The 19,811-nt window shown below is 38.5% G+C and carries 15 protein-coding genes and 1 riboswitch; of the genes, 5 read left to right on the top strand and 10 right to left on the bottom strand.

Going from position 1 to position 19,811, the window contains the following annotated elements; translation table 11 throughout:
- Positions 1-523: 523 nt before the first annotated feature.
- The 6 genes from BQ7352_RS00565 to BQ7352_RS00540 form a co-directional block, all read right to left on the bottom strand.
- Complete coding sequence (locus BQ7352_RS00565; protein WP_072446004.1) at positions 524-2,269, bottom strand: L,D-transpeptidase family protein; 1,746 nt, start codon at positions 2,267-2,269, stop codon at positions 524-526.
- A 174-nt stretch (positions 2,270-2,443) separates the two neighbouring features.
- Positions 2,444-3,631 carry a methionine adenosyltransferase gene (gene metK / locus BQ7352_RS00560; protein WP_072446003.1) on the bottom strand — a complete coding sequence of 396 codons (1,188 nt, stop codon included), beginning with the start codon at positions 3,629-3,631 and terminating at the stop codon, positions 2,444-2,446.
- A 179-nt stretch (positions 3,632-3,810) separates the two neighbouring features.
- Positions 3,811-3,909: riboswitch (SAM riboswitch) on the bottom strand.
- Positions 3,910-3,996: 87 nt separating this feature from the next.
- Positions 3,997-5,289 carry a UDP-N-acetylglucosamine 1-carboxyvinyltransferase gene (locus tag BQ7352_RS00555; protein ID WP_072446002.1) on the bottom strand — a complete coding sequence of 431 codons (1,293 nt, stop codon included), beginning with the start codon at positions 5,287-5,289 and terminating at the stop codon, positions 3,997-3,999.
- A gap of 238 nt (positions 5,290-5,527) precedes the next feature.
- Positions 5,528-6,025, bottom strand: a complete 498-nt coding sequence (locus BQ7352_RS00550) for a shikimate kinase (protein ID WP_200791349.1) — start codon at positions 6,023-6,025, stop codon at positions 5,528-5,530.
- A 2-nt stretch (positions 6,026-6,027) separates the two neighbouring features.
- Positions 6,028-6,621 carry a flavin reductase family protein gene (locus BQ7352_RS00545; protein WP_072445998.1) on the bottom strand — a complete coding sequence of 198 codons (594 nt, stop codon included), beginning with the start codon at positions 6,619-6,621 and terminating at the stop codon, positions 6,028-6,030.
- Positions 6,622-6,639: 18 nt separating this feature from the next.
- Entirely contained in the window at positions 6,640-8,298 is a 1,659-nt protein-coding gene (locus BQ7352_RS00540) for a putative manganese-dependent inorganic diphosphatase (RefSeq protein WP_072445996.1), read from the bottom strand.
- 115 nt (positions 8,299-8,413) lie between these two features.
- On the opposite strand from BQ7352_RS00540, the gene BQ7352_RS00535 reads away from it, so the two are divergent.
- From BQ7352_RS00535 to BQ7352_RS00525, 3 genes are all read left to right on the top strand, one after another.
- Positions 8,414-9,115, top strand: a complete 702-nt coding sequence (locus BQ7352_RS00535; RefSeq protein WP_072445994.1) for a S1 RNA-binding domain-containing protein — start codon at positions 8,414-8,416, stop codon at positions 9,113-9,115.
- A gap of 41 nt (positions 9,116-9,156) precedes the next feature.
- Positions 9,157-10,119 (top strand): PTS sugar transporter subunit IIC, encoded by a 963-nt coding sequence (locus tag BQ7352_RS00530; RefSeq protein ID WP_242948493.1) that lies wholly within the window; start codon positions 9,157-9,159, stop codon positions 10,117-10,119.
- An 83-nt stretch (positions 10,120-10,202) separates the two neighbouring features.
- Positions 10,203-10,847 (top strand): GTP pyrophosphokinase, encoded by a 645-nt coding sequence (locus BQ7352_RS00525; protein ID WP_072445990.1) that lies wholly within the window; start codon positions 10,203-10,205, stop codon positions 10,845-10,847.
- A 77-nt stretch (positions 10,848-10,924) separates the two neighbouring features.
- On the opposite strand, the gene BQ7352_RS00520 is transcribed toward BQ7352_RS00525, so the two are convergent.
- Positions 10,925-11,818, bottom strand: coding sequence for a DUF1002 domain-containing protein (locus BQ7352_RS00520; protein ID WP_072445988.1), 894 nt, complete (start codon positions 11,816-11,818; stop codon positions 10,925-10,927).
- A 497-nt stretch (positions 11,819-12,315) separates the two neighbouring features.
- On the opposite strand from BQ7352_RS00520, the gene BQ7352_RS00515 reads away from it, so the two are divergent.
- The gene (locus BQ7352_RS00515; RefSeq protein ID WP_072445986.1) at positions 12,316-13,482 is read left to right on the top strand and encodes an ROK family transcriptional regulator; all 1,167 of its coding nucleotides are present in this window, start codon (positions 12,316-12,318) and stop codon (positions 13,480-13,482) included.
- Between the two features lie 233 nt (positions 13,483-13,715).
- On the opposite strand, the gene rsmA is transcribed toward BQ7352_RS00515, so the two are convergent.
- Together rsmA and BQ7352_RS00505 are read right to left on the bottom strand one after the other, a co-directional pair.
- Positions 13,716-14,582, bottom strand: coding sequence for a 16S rRNA (adenine(1518)-N(6)/adenine(1519)-N(6))-dimethyltransferase RsmA (gene rsmA / locus BQ7352_RS00510; RefSeq protein WP_072445985.1), 867 nt, complete (start codon positions 14,580-14,582; stop codon positions 13,716-13,718).
- 15 nt (positions 14,583-14,597) lie between these two features.
- Entirely contained in the window at positions 14,598-17,009 is a 2,412-nt protein-coding gene (locus BQ7352_RS00505) for a hypothetical protein (RefSeq protein ID WP_072445984.1), read from the bottom strand.
- A 274-nt stretch (positions 17,010-17,283) separates the two neighbouring features.
- Here BQ7352_RS00505 and BQ7352_RS00500 point away from each other — a divergent pair, with 274 nt between their 5' ends.
- On the top strand, positions 17,284-18,405 hold the full coding sequence (locus BQ7352_RS00500; protein ID WP_072445983.1) for an ISL3 family transposase: 1,122 nt from the start codon (positions 17,284-17,286) through the stop codon (positions 18,403-18,405).
- A gap of 330 nt (positions 18,406-18,735) precedes the next feature.
- Here the strand turns inward: BQ7352_RS00500 and BQ7352_RS00495 are convergent, their stop codons facing one another.
- Positions 18,736-19,809: a glycosyltransferase gene (locus BQ7352_RS00495; protein ID WP_072445981.1), complete on the bottom strand. Its 1,074-nt coding sequence runs from the start codon at positions 19,807-19,809 to the stop codon at positions 18,736-18,738.
- Positions 19,810-19,811: the final 2 nt, after the last annotated feature.

Raw genomic sequence — 19,811 nt, 5'->3', positions numbered from 1 at the left:
ATTTTCGTTTTCATGTGTTTCACTGTTTAATTATCAAGGTTCCTGTCATTTGACAGCTCCGATATTTTATCATATCGCTTTCAGCTTGTCAAGTACTTTTTTAAAAAGTTTTTTTGCTGCCTTTCGGCATCTCTGCTCTTTTGCGACAGCCACACTAGATTATCACATCTGCATCTTTCTGTCAAGAACTTTTTTTAAACTTTTTTCAGTCTTTTTCGACTGCTTCGTTGTCGTTTTGCGACAGCTCGACTATAATATCATTTGTTTTAATATTTGTCAATACTTTTTTGTTTTTTAATTTTTTTGTTTTTGTTTGTTTAACAGCAACTTTGATATAATATCACCTTCTATTTGCTATGTCAAGCTGTTTTTGTTTAATTTTTATATTTTATTTATATAATTTGAAAAACAGTATCCTAAACACAGTTTCACATATAAGCAAAGAGATCGTCCCATAATCTCTCTATATATTTATGAAACGATCTCTTTTCACTTTATGTACAATCTACATTTTTATTTCACTTTAAATATTAGGGTCTGTTGGATCCCAGTTCTGACTGGCAGGAATTTTAATTGTTGCAGGCTTATCAAATGGTGTTGCTACAGAATCGGAAATTGTAACTTTTGTTCCGAGACTGCAGTTATCATATATCCACTTGGCATCACGTACATTTAAACGTACACAGCCATGAGAAGCCGGTGAACCCAATTTATTGTAATCCCTTGCATGAATATTATAACTTGTCTTATTATAACCAGCTACTGAATGGAATAAAATTCCTCCATTAATTCTGGTGCAGTATTGACCATAAGAAGGTCCCATCAATGTATGCCAGCGATATTTATTCGGTGTATAGAATGTTCCTGTTGGTGTAGGTGTAGAAGGAAGTCCTACAGAGCAAGTAAATGTTTTCACTGGAATAATATATCCATTACTTCCATCTTTCGCATAAACCATCACCTGACATCTTTTACGGTTTACTGTAATTTCATAGGAAGACTGTCTTCCCAGAATTCCATCTAAATCTTGAAGCATATATCCCGATTTATCAAAATAATATTTATATCTTCCTATATACTTCCATCCTTGTGCCATTAGACCGCTTTCATCAAACCAATACCACTGTCCACTTATTTTTTCCCAGGTATTAATTGCTATCGCACCATTTCCATAGGCATAATACCAATCATCTGTTCCCGTTAAAACCCAGCCAGTTTGCATCGCTCCATCTGCATATGCATAATACCATTTTCCATCGCCTGGATAAATCCATCCAGTCTGCATCGCCCCATCATTAGCACCACCTAAATAGTACCATGTACCCCAAAGCTTCTGCCAGCCTGTTCGCATTGCTCCATCATCTGCACCGCCTAAGTAATACCACGTACCCCAAAGTTCCTGCCAGCCTGTTCGCATTGCTCCATCATCTGCACCGCCTAAGTAATACCACGTACCCCAAAGTTCCTGCCAGCCTGTTCGCATTGCTCCATCATCTGCACCGCCTAAGTAATACCACGTACCCCAAAGTTCCTGCCAGCCTGTTCGCATTGCTCCATCATCTGCACTACCTAAATAATACCACTTGCCTCCAAGTTCCTGCCAGCCTGTCCGCATAATACCATCTGTTCCTAAGTAATACCATTTACTCCCAAGTTCCTGCCAGCCTATTCGCATAATACCATCATCTGCACCACCTAAATAATACCACTTACCTCCAAGTTCCTGCCAGCCTGTCTGCATTACTCCATCTGTTCCAAGGTAATACTTTTTACCTCTGACTTCCTGCCAGCCTGTCCGCATAATACCATCTGTTCCTAAGTAATACCATTTATTTTCTGTTTTCAGCCAGTCAGTAGCTCTATATCCATCCTTATCAAAATAATATTTTTCTCCGTCAATCTCCCACCAGCCATCTTTCAACAGATTTCCATTCTCATCTTTGTACTGCCAGCCCTTCTCATCTTCAATCCATCCACTCTCCGGCTTACTATCTTCTCCTTCATCCGGCACTTCTGGCTGCGGATTATCCGGTACTGTTTCCGGAGCTTCCGGTTCTATTGGTAGAGTATCTGGATTTGTTTGTGGCACATCTGGTTCTACCTGGTCTACAGTTTCCTCTGTTTCAATATCTTGATCTTGTACACTTTCTTCCGTTATTTCCGGCAGCACAGCATTTTCTACATTTGTTTTCCCCATAGCAGATACCGTAAAACTGCTGCCCAAAATACCCAAAGCAACTATTACAGCCTGTAATGTTTTTTTCTTCATTCCTTTCCCTCCTACTACTTTATTTTCTATATTTTTATCCTATTACAATCTCCTGATAATTTCAACCTTATTTCTGAATATACACACAAATGTAATACTTTCGGTACAAAATAGAAAAAGTCGGACCGTTCACGAAACAGTCCGACATATAAAATTCCTATTCTTATAAATATCTTATAAATATTTCTTTAAATCTTCTACTCTGTCTAATTTTTCCCAAGGCAGGTTCAAGTCATTTCTTCCAAAATGTCCGTAAGCTGCTGTCTGTTTATAGATTGGACGGCGTAAATCCAACATTTTAATAATTCCTGCCGGTCTTAAATCAAAGTTCTCACGAATAATTTCCACCAAACGTGTATCAGAAAGCTTTCCTGTTCCAAAAGTATCAACCATAATAGAAGTCGGATGCGCTACACCGATTGCGTAAGATAACTGAATTTCACATTTCTTTGCAAGACCTGCCGCCACAATATTTTTTGCCACATAACGCGCCGCATAAGCTGCAGAACGGTCCACTTTTGTACAATCCTTACCAGAGAAAGCACCACCGCCATGACGCGCATATCCACCATAAGTATCTACAATAATTTTACGTCCCGTCAATCCACTATCCCCGTGAGGACCGCCAATTACAAAACGTCCTGTTGGATTAATAAAGAATTTTGTTTCATCATCTACCATGTCTGCCGGAAGAATTGGATCAAATACATACTTTTTAATGTCCGCATGAATTTGTTCTTGTGTCACTTCCGGATCATGCTGTGTAGACAATACAACTGCATCTAAACGCATTGGTTTATCATTTTCATCATACTCTACTGTAACCTGTGTTTTTCCGTCCGGTCTCAAATAAGTTAATGTACCATCTTTACGTACTTTTGTAAGCTGTAATGCCAGTTTATGAGCAAGTGCAATTGGATATGGCATAAATTCTTCTGTCTCGTCTGTTGCAAATCCGAACATCATACCCTGATCCCCGGCACCGATTGCATCGATTTCTTCTTCAGACATTTTATTTTCTTTTGCTTCTAAAGCTTTATCAACACCCAGCGCAATATCTGCAGACTGTTCATCAATTGTAGTAATAACACCACAAGTATCTGCATCAAAACCATATTTTGCTCTTGTATAACCAATTTCGCGTACAGTATCTCTTACAATTTTAGGAATATCCACATAAGCATTTGTTGTAATTTCACCCATAACCATAACAACACCTGTTGTTGTAGCTGTTTCACAGGCAACACGGCTCATTGGATCTTTTTCCATAAGTGCATCTAAAATTGCATCAGAAATCGCATCGCACATTTTATCTGGATGGCCTTCAGTTACAGATTCAGAAGTAAATAATCTTTTTTCCATGTTTTTCTCCTTTTCTTAAGTTTATATTTTCTCTTCCATTTTTACCGCAGTACAATCTGATAATTTCATTTCCGCGAGCTACGCATCCCTGCGGAGATTTTTATTGTATAGAACGCACTTTCCTATACAATAAAAAGAGTCCGACAAAGCGGACTCATATACTTTCCATAAAATGAATCCTCTTATTGTTCGATTATTCGCTCAGGTTGGCACCTTCCGCCATGCGGGGTTGCCGTGACTTCACAGATCCTATGTATCTCCATCACTCTGAATAAGAGAAAATATAACATTTTTAGTTTTCATTTAGCACTATTACGATAACGCTTTTCCCGCTATCCGTCAAGTGTTTTTTCACAAAAACTCTGTCAGCCTACTCTCAGCTGGAATTTCTTAATTTCCTTTTCACTGGAAACCTTCTCAATTTCAGCTCCAAGACTTCTGAGTTTTTCCTCAAAACGTTCATATCCCCTCTGGATATAAACAATATCATCTACAATTGTAATACCTTCAGATGCTAAACCTGCAATAACAAGAGCTGCACCCGCTCTTAAATCCGGCGCACTAACTCTCGCACCTGTGAGCTTCTGTACACCGTCAATAATAGCTGTATTACCCTCTACCTTAATATTTGCACCCATTCTGGTAAGCTCATCAGCATATTTAAAACGATTTTCAAAAATACTTTCTGTCACAATGCTTGTCCCTTCTGCCAGTGCTAATGTCACTGCAAACTGAGGCTGCATATCTGTGGGATAACCCGGATACGGCATAGTTTTTACATTCGTGCGTTTTAAACGTTTGTTTGCCACAACACGCACCGCATCGTCAAACTCCTCTACCTGACATCCGATTTCCTCCAATTTTGCCGTAGTAGCTTCCAAGTGTTTTGGAATAACATTTTTCACCATAATATCCCCCATGGTTGCTGCTGCTGCACACATGAAGGTTCCTGCTTCAATCTGATCCGGAATAATGGAATAAGTCGTACCATGAAGCTTGTCCACTCCCTGAATACGAATAACATCTGTACCGGCACCTTTAATATTTGCACCCATGCTGTTCAAGAAGTTTGCGACATCTACAACATGAGGTTCTCTCGCCGCATTTTCAATAATTGTATTTCCCTGCGCCATTGCCGCTGCCATCATAACGTTAATTGTCGCACCTACGGATACCATGTCCATAAAAATATGTTTCCCTGTAAGATGCTCTGCCTTTGCTACAACGGCACCGTGAATAATATCCACAGACGCACCAAGAGCCCGAAAGCCTTTTAAATGCTGGTCAATGGGACGACTTCCTATATTACATCCTCCCGGAAGGGGTACTTCTGCATTTTTATATTTGCCTAAAAGAGCCCCCAATAAATAATAGGACGCTCTGATTTTCTTAATATATTCATACTCAACAGTAATATTTCCAATAGTTGCCCCTGCAATCTTCACTTCTGTAGGGCCAATACGATCAACTGTTGCACCAATTTCTTTAATTGCCTCTAACAACACATTAATATCACGAACATCTGGTAAGTTTTCAATGTGTACTGTTTCATCTGTCATGATTGCTGCTGCCAGTATAGCCAGAGCAGCGTTCTTGGCACCGCCAATTTCCACTTCACCGACCAATGGGTTTCCACCCTTAATGATATACTGTTCCATATACACACCTCTTGTTTTCCCAGGTACAATTACCTGTCTAAATCTATGTCTGCCTGTCTATGCAGGTTTTATCTGTTTATCTATAATGTAAAAAGCCACTCTCGAATTTAGGTTTTTCTCAATACTTTCTCAATACTATTTTATGGCTTATCCATTATATTATAACAGATATATGCATTTGTAAATAAAAATCCTTATTTTCCTGTTGTTCCGTGCTTTTTCCAGAGATTATTAACACTTATTTGGCAATATTTTCAAGAATTTTCTGTAAAGTTCCTTCCACATCCAATTTTTTCTCATCAACTGTTATATCTGCATACTTCTCATAAAGAGGTGTCCTCTCGTCATACAAATCCTTCAAAGTCTGTCCTTCTCGCAGAACCACACCTCTGCCTTTCAAATTTCCCAGACGTTTCTTTAATTCTTCATACTCCAGTTTCAAATATACAACTTTACCTATTTTTTTTAAATGCTCCATAGCCTCTGCACAATACACTACACTTCCCCCTGTAGCAATTACAGATTTTTCCGTCTCAATAGAAGCATTTACCCGATTTTCTATTTTCAGAAAACCATCTTGTCCATCTCTTGCAATAATTTCACGCAAAAGCATATTTTCAGACTTTTGAATTAACAGGTCCGAATCTACAAATTCATATCCCAGCACCTTAGCCAGGATAACACCCACCGTACTCTTTCCTACACCAGGCATACCAATCAGTGTAATATTTTCCATACTCATTTCCCCTGTTTTTTCTGTTTCTTTTTTCTTTTCTTCTTAATACTATACCCGAAAGTTCCCAATTTCTTTCCCAATCCATAATATTCCCCATGAGAATAAACAATCGGATTTGACATAGCCAAATCAAATTTGCCTTTTTCATCCATGTATTGGTCATCTACATGTACAGCCAATACGTCTGCCGTAAACACACTGTGACTTCCATACTCCTGCACTTCCCTTACACGACATTCAATAGAAACCGGAGCTTCTTTTATCATAGGCGCTCCCACGTGAGAAGCCGCTTCTCTTGTCAAATGTACCTCTTTAAACTTATCTACATCCCGACCGGACTTCACTCCACAATAATCCGTTGCATAAGCCAGTTTTTCTGTAGTGAGGTTGATTACAAACTCTCCTGTTTCTTTTATCATATGATAAGAATATCTCTCCGGTCTTACAGAAATAGACACCATAGGTGGATTTGTACAAACAGTCCCAGCCCATGCAACTGTTATAATGTTATCCTTTCCGTCCTCATCTGCCACACTTACCATTACCACCGGAAGTGGGTAAAGCATATTTCCCGGTTTCCATTCTATTTTACTCATTTCTATTTCCTCTCAAAATCAATTCCCATTTTGCTGTAAAGTTCCTATAAATGCAGGTATCAGCTGTTTTTTTCTGGATACCACACCCGGCAATACATACCCTCCGTCAGACTCCTGCACTTCAAAAGCTTCTTGCACCAGCTTTCCGCTGCCCTCACCATAACATATAATCTCAGAAGACTCATTCAGAATATTTGTCAGCATGAAAAATACCATGGAAATTCCATTCTTTCCACACTCATGCTCCATAAATGGAATAAGCCTTTTCTTTAAATCTTTCAGCTCATCTTCATTCATGGAGCTAATCTGCCCTACGCCAAAATTCACGGTATCTGCCGTAAATCGCTTGAAATCCTGATAGAAAATAACTTCCGTAGTCTTTCCTCTCAAATTACTTCCCGCAGTAAACATTTCTTTTGCATGTTCTTCTATATTAATTCCCGCAATCAAAGCCAAAGCGCCTGCCGCCATTTTATCCGCAGAGGTACAGGTAGGCGAACGAAACATCAAAGTATCTGAAATAATCGCAGAACATAAAAGCCCCGCAATAGACGGACTGATTTCCAACGCCTTTTCCACATAAATCTGATACATAATTGTCGCTGTACACCCTACCGGCTGATTGCGGAACATCACCGGCTGTAAAGTTTCCAGTGAGCCCAATCTGTGATGGTCGATAATTTCCAATATTTCTGCCGCATCAATATTGTCCACTGCCTGTGTCTTCTCATTATGGTCAACTAAAATCAGCTGTTTCTTTTTCATTCCCAGCAAATTACGGCGGGAAACCGTACCAATATACTTTCCATGCTTATTTACTACTGGAAATGCTCTGTGTCTGTTTTTTACCATGATATCCTTTACATCGTCTGTAAAATCATCCGTCTGAAAAGTAATCAGATTTTCCTTTTTCATAATATGTTTTACAGGAATACTCTGATTAATAAGCCTTGCTACTGTAAAAGTATCAAGTGCAGACTGAATAATAACGCATTGATTTTTATCTGCCGCTTCAATAATATCCGCTGACACCTGAGCATGATTGCATACGATTATGCAGCTTACATTCTCCCGGATTGCACATAAATGGTCTTCATGTCGATCTCCCAAGATAACCAGATCATCTTCTTCTAAAAAATCTCCTAATTTATCCGGGTTTGCTGCACCAATTACAACCTTCCCTTTTACAAAATACCCGTGGGAATTACCTGTTACAATAACACCTTCCACTGTATTGGCAATACTTCTGTACTGGGTTCTGGCATTGGAAAGAAAATAATTATTATGCGCATCCATATAAGATTTTGCAATATCCCCTGTAGTAATTAAACCTTCCAGCTGTCCATCTTCTTTCGTAATAGGAAGCGTTACCGCACTGTTTTCCTTCATAATTGCCCACGCATCTTTAATGGAAATGCTGTTAGGAACTCCCGGCGTTTCCCGAATATCCATATCTTTTACTTGCGTCCCAACGTCTGACAGGTATCCCGGCGCTTCCACGCCAAATCTTTTTAACACATATTCTGTTTCTTCATTTATCTGTCCTGCTCTCTTTGCCACATAACGATTTCCATTACTCATTCTGTTCTTAATATCAGCATAAGCAATCGCTGAACAAATAGAGTCTGTGTCTGGATTTTTATGTCCGATAATGTATATTTTTCCTTGCTTTCCCATTCTTCTTTCCTTTCTGCCTTTACTGCAGTTCTATCTGTTTTTATAGTAACATACTTCTAAATCAATGGCAATTATGATATACTTAATCCAAATTTTAAAACATGGAGGTATTTCAATGTCAGAAGAATTAAAAAAACAGGAAACTATGGAAGACTACATGAAAGAAATCGATGCTTCTTTCTCTGACTTCCGCGATGATGATATGCTTATATGGGACAAACTAGAGCAGATGAAAGAAGACAAAACAGAATTTGACGTATCTGTAGAGGGAATTGTAAAAGGCGGCGCTATTGCTTATGTAGAAGGTATCCGCGCTTTTATTCCAGTTTCCAAACTGGCTTTAAACTATGTAGAAAACCCGGAAGATTTCTTAAAAAAGACAATTACAGTAAGAGTATTCGAAGTAGATGAACAGGAAAACCGACTTGTTCTTTCTGCAAAAGAAATCTTAAAAGAAAAAGAAGAAGCAGAAAAGCGCAGTAAAATCGATGACATTAAAGTAGGAAGTATTGTAGAAGGTACAGTAGAGTCTTTACAGACTTATGGCGCTTTTATTGATTTGGGTAACGAAATATCCGGCCTTGTACACATTTCCCAGATTTCCGAAAAAAGAATTAAATCACCAAAAGCTGTTCTAAATATCGGTGATACTGTAAAAGCAAAAGTAATTAAAAATGAAGACGGAAAAATCAGTCTGAGCATTAAAGCCCTCAATGAAATTGTTGAAGAAAAAGAAGAAGAACCAGATTACGAATTACCGGAAAGCGAAGAAATTTCCACTTCTTTAGGCTCTTTATTTAAAAATCTGAAATTATGAGAAAGCTGTTTGAACGATTTTTCATAGAAGGGGTTCACGGAATGGCCTGCGGCATCTTTGCCACATGGGTTATGGGAACAATTTTCCAACAGATTTCCGGATTTTTTCCGGGCAATCTGGGAAATGCACTTACCCATCTGGGCGGTATCGCCGCCTCTTTTACCGGCGCCGGCATCGGAGTCGGTATTGCCTGCCGCCTTCGGGAAGAACCTCTCATCGCATTGTGCGCAGGCATTGCAGGTATGGCAGGAGGAACACCCGGCCCCGGGCAATTTCTGGGAGCTTTTTTAGCTGCCTTTGCAGCGATTGAACTCTCCAGGCTTTTAGCCGGAAAAACCCGCTTTGATTTGCTTTTGTGTCCTCTTACCGGAATTTTATGTGGAGGACTTGTGGGACTTTGGATAAGCACACCGCTTAATCATCTCATAGGAGAATTTGGAAACTGGATAAACTGGGGTGCACAGCAGCAGCCCATTCTTATGGGAATAACCGTTTCTGTACTTATGGGAATTGCTGTTATTTTCCCTATAAATACCATAGCCCTGGGTACTATGCTTGGATTATCAGGACTCGCTGCCGGAGCAGCAACCATTGGATGCTGCTGCAGCATGGTGGGAATGGCTATTGCAAGTTATCGGGAAAATGGTTTTTCAGGACTTCTTTCTATTGGAGCAGGCACACCTGTGCTGTTGCTCCCCAATATTCTGAAAAACCCCTTACTGCTGCTTCCTTCCGTAATTTCCAGCGCTGTTTTAGGTCCTGTGGGTGTTCTTATAGGAAAAATGCAGAATTCCCCTATAGGCTCCGGTCTTGGTACTATGGGGATTGCCGGACAGATTACCACCTGGAAAACTATGATAACAGGAGAAGCCCCTCAAATGGTATTTCTTAAAATCCTTCTGCTTCATTTTATCCTGCCCGGTGTCCTTACATTATTTATAGCAAATGGCATGCGAAAATTAAATCTGATTAAATCTCAGGACATGCTTCTTCATACAATGTAGAAATCTTTTTTGACTGTCTGTTACTTTTTTGCTATACTAAGAAAAAGTGACAGACTTTTATTTTCTTTAACGAGGACACAAAAATGGAAAAACTTATAGACCTGATAAAACAAGAAGATGCAGATGGCTGGGAAACGCTCATGTTCCTCTATAACGCTGCTCTAAAAGAAATTAATACAAAAATTGACATTCTCAATGATGAGTTTCAGCATATTTATCATTATACCCCTATCGAACACATTAAATCCCGCATCAAAACCCCTGCCAGTATTGTAAATAAGCTGAAAAAGAACGGATACGAAACCAGTGTGGAAAACATGGTCAAATATGTAAATGACATTGCAGGTATCCGCATTATATGTTCTTTTACTTCTGATATTTATTTGATTGCAGATATGATTACAAAGCAAAGCGATTTAAAGGTAGTTTCTGTAAAAGATTATATCACGCACCCCAAAGTAAGCGGATACCAAAGCTATCACATTCTGGTGACAGTTCCTATTCATTTAACACAGGGGATTGTAGATACGATTGTAGAAATACAAATCCGTACTATTGCACAGGATTTCTGGGCAAGTCTGGAGCATAAAATCTATTACAAATTTGAAGGAAATGCACCGGATTATATTCGCCGTGAACTTCAGGAATGTGCAAACATTGTCTCAAATTTAGACCGCCGCATGCTTTCCCTGAATGAAAAAATACAGGAATTTTCCGGAAAGAAATAATCTGGAACAATTCATATCTTTTATAATTCGCCCTCAAATGTACATATATCCACATTTGAGGGCAGATTTTTTTATTCTTAATTACCGGAGAACAAATTTTTAAAAAACTCTACAATTTTATCAAAAAATCCTTTAACCTGCTCTTCATTAATATCCAGCTTTAAGCCTAAATCTTCTATTTTGTCATAAAGATTTTTAGCCTGCTCTTTTAAACTGTTAATATCCAAATCCAGGTTTTCAATTTTTTCCATCAGTTTTACAATTGCCTGCCTGTCTTCCTCAGAAAGCTTCACTTCCATTTCTTTTGCAGCCTGATCTACAATCTCTCCTATTTCTTCCGGTGTAGATGCTTCTCCGCTGACCACCTGCCCTTTTATCGCCCCAATGAGTTGTTCTGCCTTTTCCTGACTTCCCACTTCTTCTGCGACCTGACCGGTAATCACCAGCTCATTAGTAGCCGTTTCTACATTTTCCTCTTTGACTTTCTCACCAGTCATATTTTCATAAGATTTAATAGCGCCTACTAAAGCTGCTGTTCCGGAAATTTTAAAAGGACCTGCCACCACAATGTCCGCATCTTTAATTCCTGCTGTGGCAAGAGCATTTTCATACATACCCGGTGTACAATATGTAATATTTTTTGTTGTTACATGAATACCATTCCCATCTTCCTTCCCTTCTACCAAAACAGAAGAAAGAGCTCTTGAACCGATAACGCTTTTATCCAGATAAGAGTCCAAATAATTATGCTCATCTTTGTTGGTAACGGTAGCAACAGTATAATTCTCCAAATCCTTTTCAGAAACACCTAAAAGCTCCAAAACAGAAGCCTTCTCCTGTGCATTTAAATCTGCTCCCAGAGAAATATAAGGAACATCCAGTTTCGCATCCTCCCTGTCAGCATAAACAGGCATAGAACAAGATGCCATAACAACACCTGCAAGTAACAACGCAATTCCTTTTTTCTTCATATCCTCAATCTCCTTAAACTCTATATATTTTATTATTGTGGCGGCAAGCCAATTCCTTTGGCTTAAATTGCACATCGTCCAATTATTATACCACATACGCAGGCGAGGAAGCGCTCGCCAGAGCATTTTCTCGGCAAGTTGTGGCTTGCCGGTATAATCCGCCACTTTATGGCGACATGCCGATAAAATTGGCTTAAATTACACGTTGTCCAATTATTATACCACATACGCAGGCGAGGAAGCGCTCGCCAGAGCATTTTCTCGGCAAGTTGTGGCTTGCCGGTATAATCCGCCACTCTTGTGGCGGCAAGCCAATTTTATTGGCTTGAATTGCACATCGTGCAATTATTATACCACACTTCTCCTCATATACTTCTAAAGTTTCTCTAAAGGTTCTCAAAAGAAGAACTGTAGTTACCGTGTATCTCTTGCCCCATTCCCCATAAAAGTGTATGATAAGAACAAAAAGTTTAATAGATACGAAGGAGCCTTTTATTATGTCCATCGCCAATCAGGAAATGATACGTGCCAATAACCGCCGTCTGGTATTGGAATTTATTATCAATAATCCTCCTGTTTCCAGAGCTGCTCTGGCCAAACAGCTTTCCCTTACAAAAGCAACCATTTCAACTATTGTACAGGAATTACTGGATCAACATTTCATACAGGAAATCGGCAGCGCCCAGACTTCCATGGGCAGAAAACCTATTTTACTGGAATTTAATAAATCATATGGTTTTACCTTATCCTTAGAAGTACAACCGCAGCAAATCATCGCTCTTATAACCAATTTAAAAGGAGAAGTACAGGAAATCAAAAAAGTACCTTTTCTTTCTAAAAATAACCTTTTACATCATTTGGAGCAGATTTTAAACTTTTACACAAAAGAAAATACCTCTTTTAAAAATAAAATTATAGGTGTTTCTATCGGTATTTATGGTGTCGTACAAAAAAATGAAATCTTATTTACTCCTTATTATCCTCTCCCGGATAAAGGACTGGGAATTCGTTTACAGGAACTGTTTCAAATTCCGGTTTTTGTGGAAAACGAAGCAAATCTCTCAGTTTTAGGAGAAGCCGCCTTTCACCACAAATACAAAAACATGATACATATTAATGTACATGACGGAATTGGTATGGGAATTCTTGTAAACGGCCGCTTATACAAAGGACGGGATGGCTATGCCGGCGAATTCGGTCACACCATACTATTTCCTGACGGAAAACCATGTCCCTGTGGAAATCATGGATGTTTTGAACTTTATGCTTCTCAAAAAGCTATCCTTGAAAATTACGCTCAACGCCAGGGGAAAAACTCCGTTACCATTACAGAATTTTTAGAAGATTATGATAAAGGCCTGCCTCTTGCAGGTGAAATGATGGATTTATTTGTAAAATACATTTCCATTGGCATTAATAATATCATCAATACCTTCAATACAGATGTGATTGTATTAAACAGCGCTTTTTCCAATCACATTCCCCACGTAAACAAGAAAATTTTAGAATACTTAGCAAAACACCAAAACCGGGATTGTAAAATTATTCCTTCTAAATTAAGGGATTTTTCCTGTCTTCTAGGAGGTGCGCGAATATCTGTCGAAAACTTTTTGGGTATTCATCACTTACAGATTTCATCTGTTTCTACGGTTTTAGAGCGTTAATACGGAGCATTCATAAAAGTTTTTAAATTCGTTCATGATTTCTTCACAAGTTCATCATGTTTTGAACATATTTCCAGGATATACTAATATCATAAAAATAATACAGAGCAAATTATTTTTATATTTTCTTTTTCATAAGTCGGCGTTACTGCCGACTCTCCTTCCTTTAATATTTATAGAAAAAAAAGCATCGCAGACTCACTTCTCTGCGATGCTTTTCTGTTTCTCATTTATTATTTTCGAAATTCATTTGCTAATGCTGCAAACTCTTCCAAAGTCAAAGCTTCTCCCCGTACTCCTTCAGGAAATCCACAGGCCTTTATCGCCCTTTGAATTTCATCCTTCCCAAAGGAAAGCTCCGGTGAATTATTTAATCCGTTAGCAAGCGTTTTTCTTCTCTGATTAAAAGACGCCCGAATAATACGGAACATCAGCTTTGCATCAACAACTTCCACCGGTGGAGCTGCATGCCGCGTCAAACGTATTACCGCACTTCCCACCTTAGGTCTTGGCATAAAGCAGTTAGGCGGTACATTCGCCACGATATATGGCTCTGCATAATACTGGACTGCCAATGACAAAGCGCCATACTCCTTTGTCCCTGGTCCTACCTGCATTCTGTCTGCCACTTCTTTTTGTACCATTACTGTAATGGATTCAATCGGCACTTCTCCTTCAAATAATCCCATGATAATCGGTGTTGTAATATAATATGGCAGATTTGCCACAACCTTAATGGGTTTTCCATTATTGCGCTCATCTGCCAGTTTTTTGATATCTACCTTTAAAATATCCTCATTAAGAACCGTTACATTGGAATACTCCTGCAACGTATCCTCAAGAATTGGTATCAGTGCTTTATCAATTTCGACCGCAACGACCTCTCTGGCTGCACATGCCAGATACTGAGTCATGGTCCCAATTCCGGGACCAATTTCCAGTACAAAGTCATCTTTTGTAATTTCTGCAGCACTCACGATTTTATCTAATACATGGGTATCAATCAGGAAATTCTGCCCAAATTTTTTCTGAAAAACAAAATCATATTTTTGTAGAACTTCTATGGTTCTTTTCGGATTTCCCAGATAAGGGGCTGTCATCTTTTTTCCTCCTGACTAAATATCAAAATCTTTTTCATACAGCATAATTCTGCCGCTTTCATCATCCAAATGGCGTTTTCCTACTTTCTTTCCTACCCTGCGCCCTTTTTTAGAAGCTCTTTTGATAGCTTCGTCCATCATCTCTCTTACCATGCCAATTGCAACCGGGTTTTCTTCGTTCTGATTATCTCCGATAAGAGTATACAGCGCAAGAACTGCCATATCATCAATTTTATATCCTAATTCTTTGGCATAAGTCTTTGCAAAGGATACTAATTCATCATTGGTAAAAACAGGTATTACAATACGAGAGTCAAATTTTTTAATAAATTCCGGATATTTTTCTTCTAAGCTGCGAATGCCCGGCTTTAAATCCTCTAAAATTACAGTCAAACGATTTGTCTTAAATTCCATAGCCTTTGACATATCTTCAACTACATCACCATCTAATTCCCCTGCATTTTCCACTACCAGAAATCCTCCTGATAATTTTCCTACAACTGCTATAGGGTCTTTTTTATTCAATTCCTGAGCTGTGATAAAAGCAACTTTTGCCCCTTCCATCTGACGTTCCTTGCAAAGGGCTTTAATAAGGCCTTCAGAAAGTCTTGTTTTTCCAGAACCCTCTCGTCCTGTAACAATAATATTTCCAGCCTGAGATGTCTTAGCACACGCTGACTCCTGCGCAGTGTCTAATGCTTCATTAATCTGCTGTGTCATCCCTGGAATAGGTGCGAAATATGTAAACAATCTTCTGTGTTCTTCTTCTGTAAGATGATGGCGCATCAAACTTTCTACTGCCGTCTGAAATGCAGAAGATTTCTGCGTTTCATCTACCGCAGAAGCTGCCACACGTTTTATATGACTTTCTTCCTTCTGTGATTCCAATGCAGCTTCTTTCACTTCTTCCACAGGTATTTCTCTGGTTGCCTCTTCAGATACTTCTACGTCTGCTCCAAAAACTCCCTCCGGAACTTCTTCCATCACTTCTTCTGCTTCCGCAGAAACCTGTTCAGGCTCTTCTTCTGTATTCTCTGCTGCTAGAGCTTCAATTTCACTTGCCTTTTCTTCAAAAACAGCGCTTAAATTTTCTGCAATCATAGCTGCTCTTGCCGCTGCCGGTGCAGGCAAAATATTTTCTGCTGCTTCCTCTACTGTCTCTTCAGCAGCTTCCTCTGCAACTTCTTCTGTTGCCTCTTCAACGACTTCTTCTGTTGTTTCTTCAACGGCTTCCTCTACCGCTTCTTCTGTTGCTTCTTCAACAACTTCCTCTACTGCTTCTCCTGTTGTTTCTTCAGCAACTGCCTGTGCAAGCTCATTTGCTGTTTCTGCCAAAAGTGCTTCTAAATCAAATTCCACACCTTTTGTATCTGTCTTAAAAGCTTCCGCTTTCGCCCCATCAGAAGAAAGCATTTCTGACTTTGGCGCCTCGGCTTTTACTTCCATAGTCATGGCATTTCCAATATGGAACGGCTTAAATCCGCTGCCTTTTGTCATATCTTCCGGCTCTAAATCCTTAATTACATATCCCTGCTCTTCGCTGGCCTGGGATGGCTCTCTTGTTGCTGCTGTTTCCATCTCCTCGGCAGCCGTCATTTTAGGCTGGAACACATCTCTTAATCCCTGAGCCACTCGCTCCGGAAGATCCTCCGGCTGCTGTACCACTGTTTCAGATGGAGTTTCCGGTGCAAAATCACCTAATTTAATACTGTTTAAAATCTCTTCTATCTCTTTATCCTGCTGATTTGCAGGTTCTTTTACCTGTGGTTCTGCTGGTTTGGACACTACAGATGTTCTTACTGGAATGCCTTTGGCCTTATTGTAGCTTTCCTGCTGTGAGGCAGTTAACGGTACAAATTTCATCTTCAATTCCATGGCTTTTGTAACATATTTCCCTTCACTAAACCACAAAATCAAATCATCACATTCTTCTATACAAGCTTCCTTCATACCGGCTTTTGCATAAAGGCGAGCTAATTCATAAGCCCATCTTTCTGTATACTCTCTGCTCTTATAATCCTGAAGAATTTCAATCTGTTCCTCAATAGGTGAACGTCTTGCCCTGTAAATTTTATACTTCAAAATATATCGACTATTATCATTAGGAGAAATCTCCACAAATTTCTTGTAATAATTCAGTGCCTCATCAAATTCACCCATTTTAATAGAAAGCTCAACTAATCTATAAATAACAGTTTTACCAATAGGAGCTCTCTGATGTGCAAGGAGCAGAAGTTTTCGACTATCTTCATACCTTTTATTAGCTTCGTATATCTCGCCTACCATACATAAAGTTCTGGCACTGCGCACTCTACGCCAATCAATGGTATCTACAATTTTTAGGGCACCCTTGTAATCCTGTTTATCAACCAGCTGACTGATTTCTTCCAACTTTGCCCTGTACTCGTTTTTATCCAATTTATTCACCTCTGTACATTTATTGATTTGTATATAGTTTCAAATATGTATTCTTATCTGTAATTCTTGCTGAGGGTATAAGACTCCATAATTGATTTAATTCTAGCATACAGACTATTGTATGTCAAAGTAAATGATTGGAAGAAGCGAAAAAAAGAGATTCTATAATAAATGTTGGGGTATGGTTTATTTCCATATTCCCATCATTTATTTTTTGCGCTAAAATAAAAGAAAAACCTCCCAGCACCCACACATTACTATCAGACACTAGGAGGTATGAACCATTCATAATCATTGTATCAATCAATTACTAAATTTGGAAGGGGTAATTGTAAAAAAAATTATTCATGCGGACTCTTTTGTTAAAATTTATCTCGAAACCAAACCCTCACAACAAATTTGTCCCCACTGTGGTGCTTCCACAAAAAAAATCCATGATTACCGTTCCCAGACAATCAAGGATCTTCCCCTCCAATTGAAACATTGCTATCTTGTGCTCAGAAAAAGAAGATATACCTGCAGCTGTGGGAAACATTTTTATGAGAAGTATTCTTTTTTACCACGCTATTTCCAGCGTACCTCCAGGCTGACTGCTTTTCTTGCAGACTCCCTGCATAAAAATCAAAGTATTAAGGAGTTTTCTCTCTCTGCCAATGTTTCCCCTTCTACCGTTCACCGGATTTTGGATACGGTTTCCTATTCCCGCAGGAGGTTTCCCGAAGTCCTTTCTATTGATGAATTCAAAGGAAATGCGGATACCGGTAAATACCAGTGTATTTTGACAGATCCCATAAAACACCGCATTTTGGATATCCTCCCCAACCGGACACAGGGGCATCTGGCTGTTTATTTTTCTTCTGTCCCAAAAACAGAACGGTATCGTGTAAAATATTTTGTATGCGACATGTGGACTCCTTATACGGAACTGGCAAAAATTTATTTTCCCCATGCCAAGATTATCATTGACAAATATCATTTTATCCGGCAGGTTACATGGGCAATTGAAGGTGTCCGCAAAAGACTGCAGCGTTCCATGCCTTCTTCCCTGCAGAAGTATTACAAAAAGAGTAAACGTCTCATCCTTACCAGATACCAGAAGTTAAATGAGGAAAACAAAAAAACCTGTGACCTTATGCTGCTTTATAACGACGACCTGCGCAAGGCACATTTCCTGAAAGAAAAATTTTATGATATCTGTCAGGACCACAAATATTCCCGGCAGAGAAAAGATTTCTTTGACTGGATAAAAGCAGCTGAGACTTCCGGTCTGGCGGAATTTGAAAAATGTGCCAGAACCTACCGGAACTGGGCAGAAGAAATCCTTCATGCTTTTAAATATCCACATATCACCAATGAACCAACAGAAGGATTTAACAATAAGATAAAAGTTCTGAAACGTGCTTGAAGGTTTGTTTGCCATGCCATAAATTTGATTTTTTCCATGCAAGCAAAAAAAACACCTCCAAATACAGCTATGGAGCGAATTCAGGAAATCCCGCCCCAACTATTGACATAGAACCAAAACATTTTATCATAGAAGACCTTCTAAAACATTATTTACAGAAAAAGTTTCATACTCTCGTTATTTCTAAAACCAAGAAATGAAACAACTATCTTTTTCTTTTCCTTAAGTTAATGACATTGAGTGTTTTCAAGGATTGTAGCACCCATTTTCTTAACTGTCAAAGATGAGATTATAGCATAAAAGTAGTTATTTTTTCTGCTTCAAATCCCATTACTGCTTTTTAAAAACATACTTTCGCTGTATATAAAAACTAATAAAAAATAAAACTGTATCTACAACAATTTTTACGATAACTTCAGAAATAGGAGCTAAAATTTTCACACCAAAAATCACTAAAACCGCACTTAAACTCATTTGTATCACTGCAAGAAAAATATACTTTAAAACTGCTCTTAAAACTTTCTCATTGCTGTTAAAAACAACTTTATAATTCATCGCACAATTATACGTTGCAGAAAAAAACCTTGCAGTAATTGTAGCAATTACAATTTGTGATGCACTATTGCCCTCTTTTAATAAATAACAACAGATTGTAAAAATAAGAATATCCAGAACACTTGCAGACAACGATGTAAAAATATATTTAAAAAATTTAGCTCCCAATATTTTATATATCTTTAAGGAATCTTTTATTGGTCTAAAATGTGTTTGATGATTTTCTTTTGAATCATATATTGTTTTAATTGGAACTTCTTTAATGGAATATTTTCCAACACTTTCCAAGAGCATTCTTGTTTCAAATTCAAAACGCTCCCCTGCAACATTTATAAGTTCCTTCATAAAGCCGCGAGGTATTCCCCTTAATCCTGTTTGCGTATCACTGACATGTATACCTGATACATACCCGAGTACTTTCATTGTTATTTTATTTCCAAACTCACTTTTCCATGGAATATTTTCTTCTTCAAAATTCCGAACACCTAAAATTAATTTATTCGGATTTTTCAACAATTCATCTGAAACAGAAGAAATACATTCTATTGTATGCTGTCCATCAGAATCAGCGGTAACTGTTCCAATAGCCTCTGGACAATTATCTAAAATATATGAAAACGCTGTTTTTAAAGCTCTTCCCTTACCTTGATTACATTCATGAATTAGCAATATTCCATCAATCTCTCTCAATATCTGTTTTGCTTGTTGAAAAATTTCTTTATATTCTACACTACTACCATCATCTACAAGAATAACATCTCGAACATTTTTTTCTCTAAATTCTTTTAATAATTTTATCAGTCTTTCATCCGGTTCATATGCCGGAATAATAATTGGTATTTCTTTCATAT

It is taken from the genome of Blautia sp. Marseille-P3201T, from assembly GCF_900120295.1.
In the GTDB taxonomy this organism is placed as follows: domain Bacteria; phylum Bacillota; class Clostridia; order Lachnospirales; family Lachnospiraceae; genus Blautia.
This window is presented reverse-complemented; position numbering and strand designations above follow the sequence as displayed.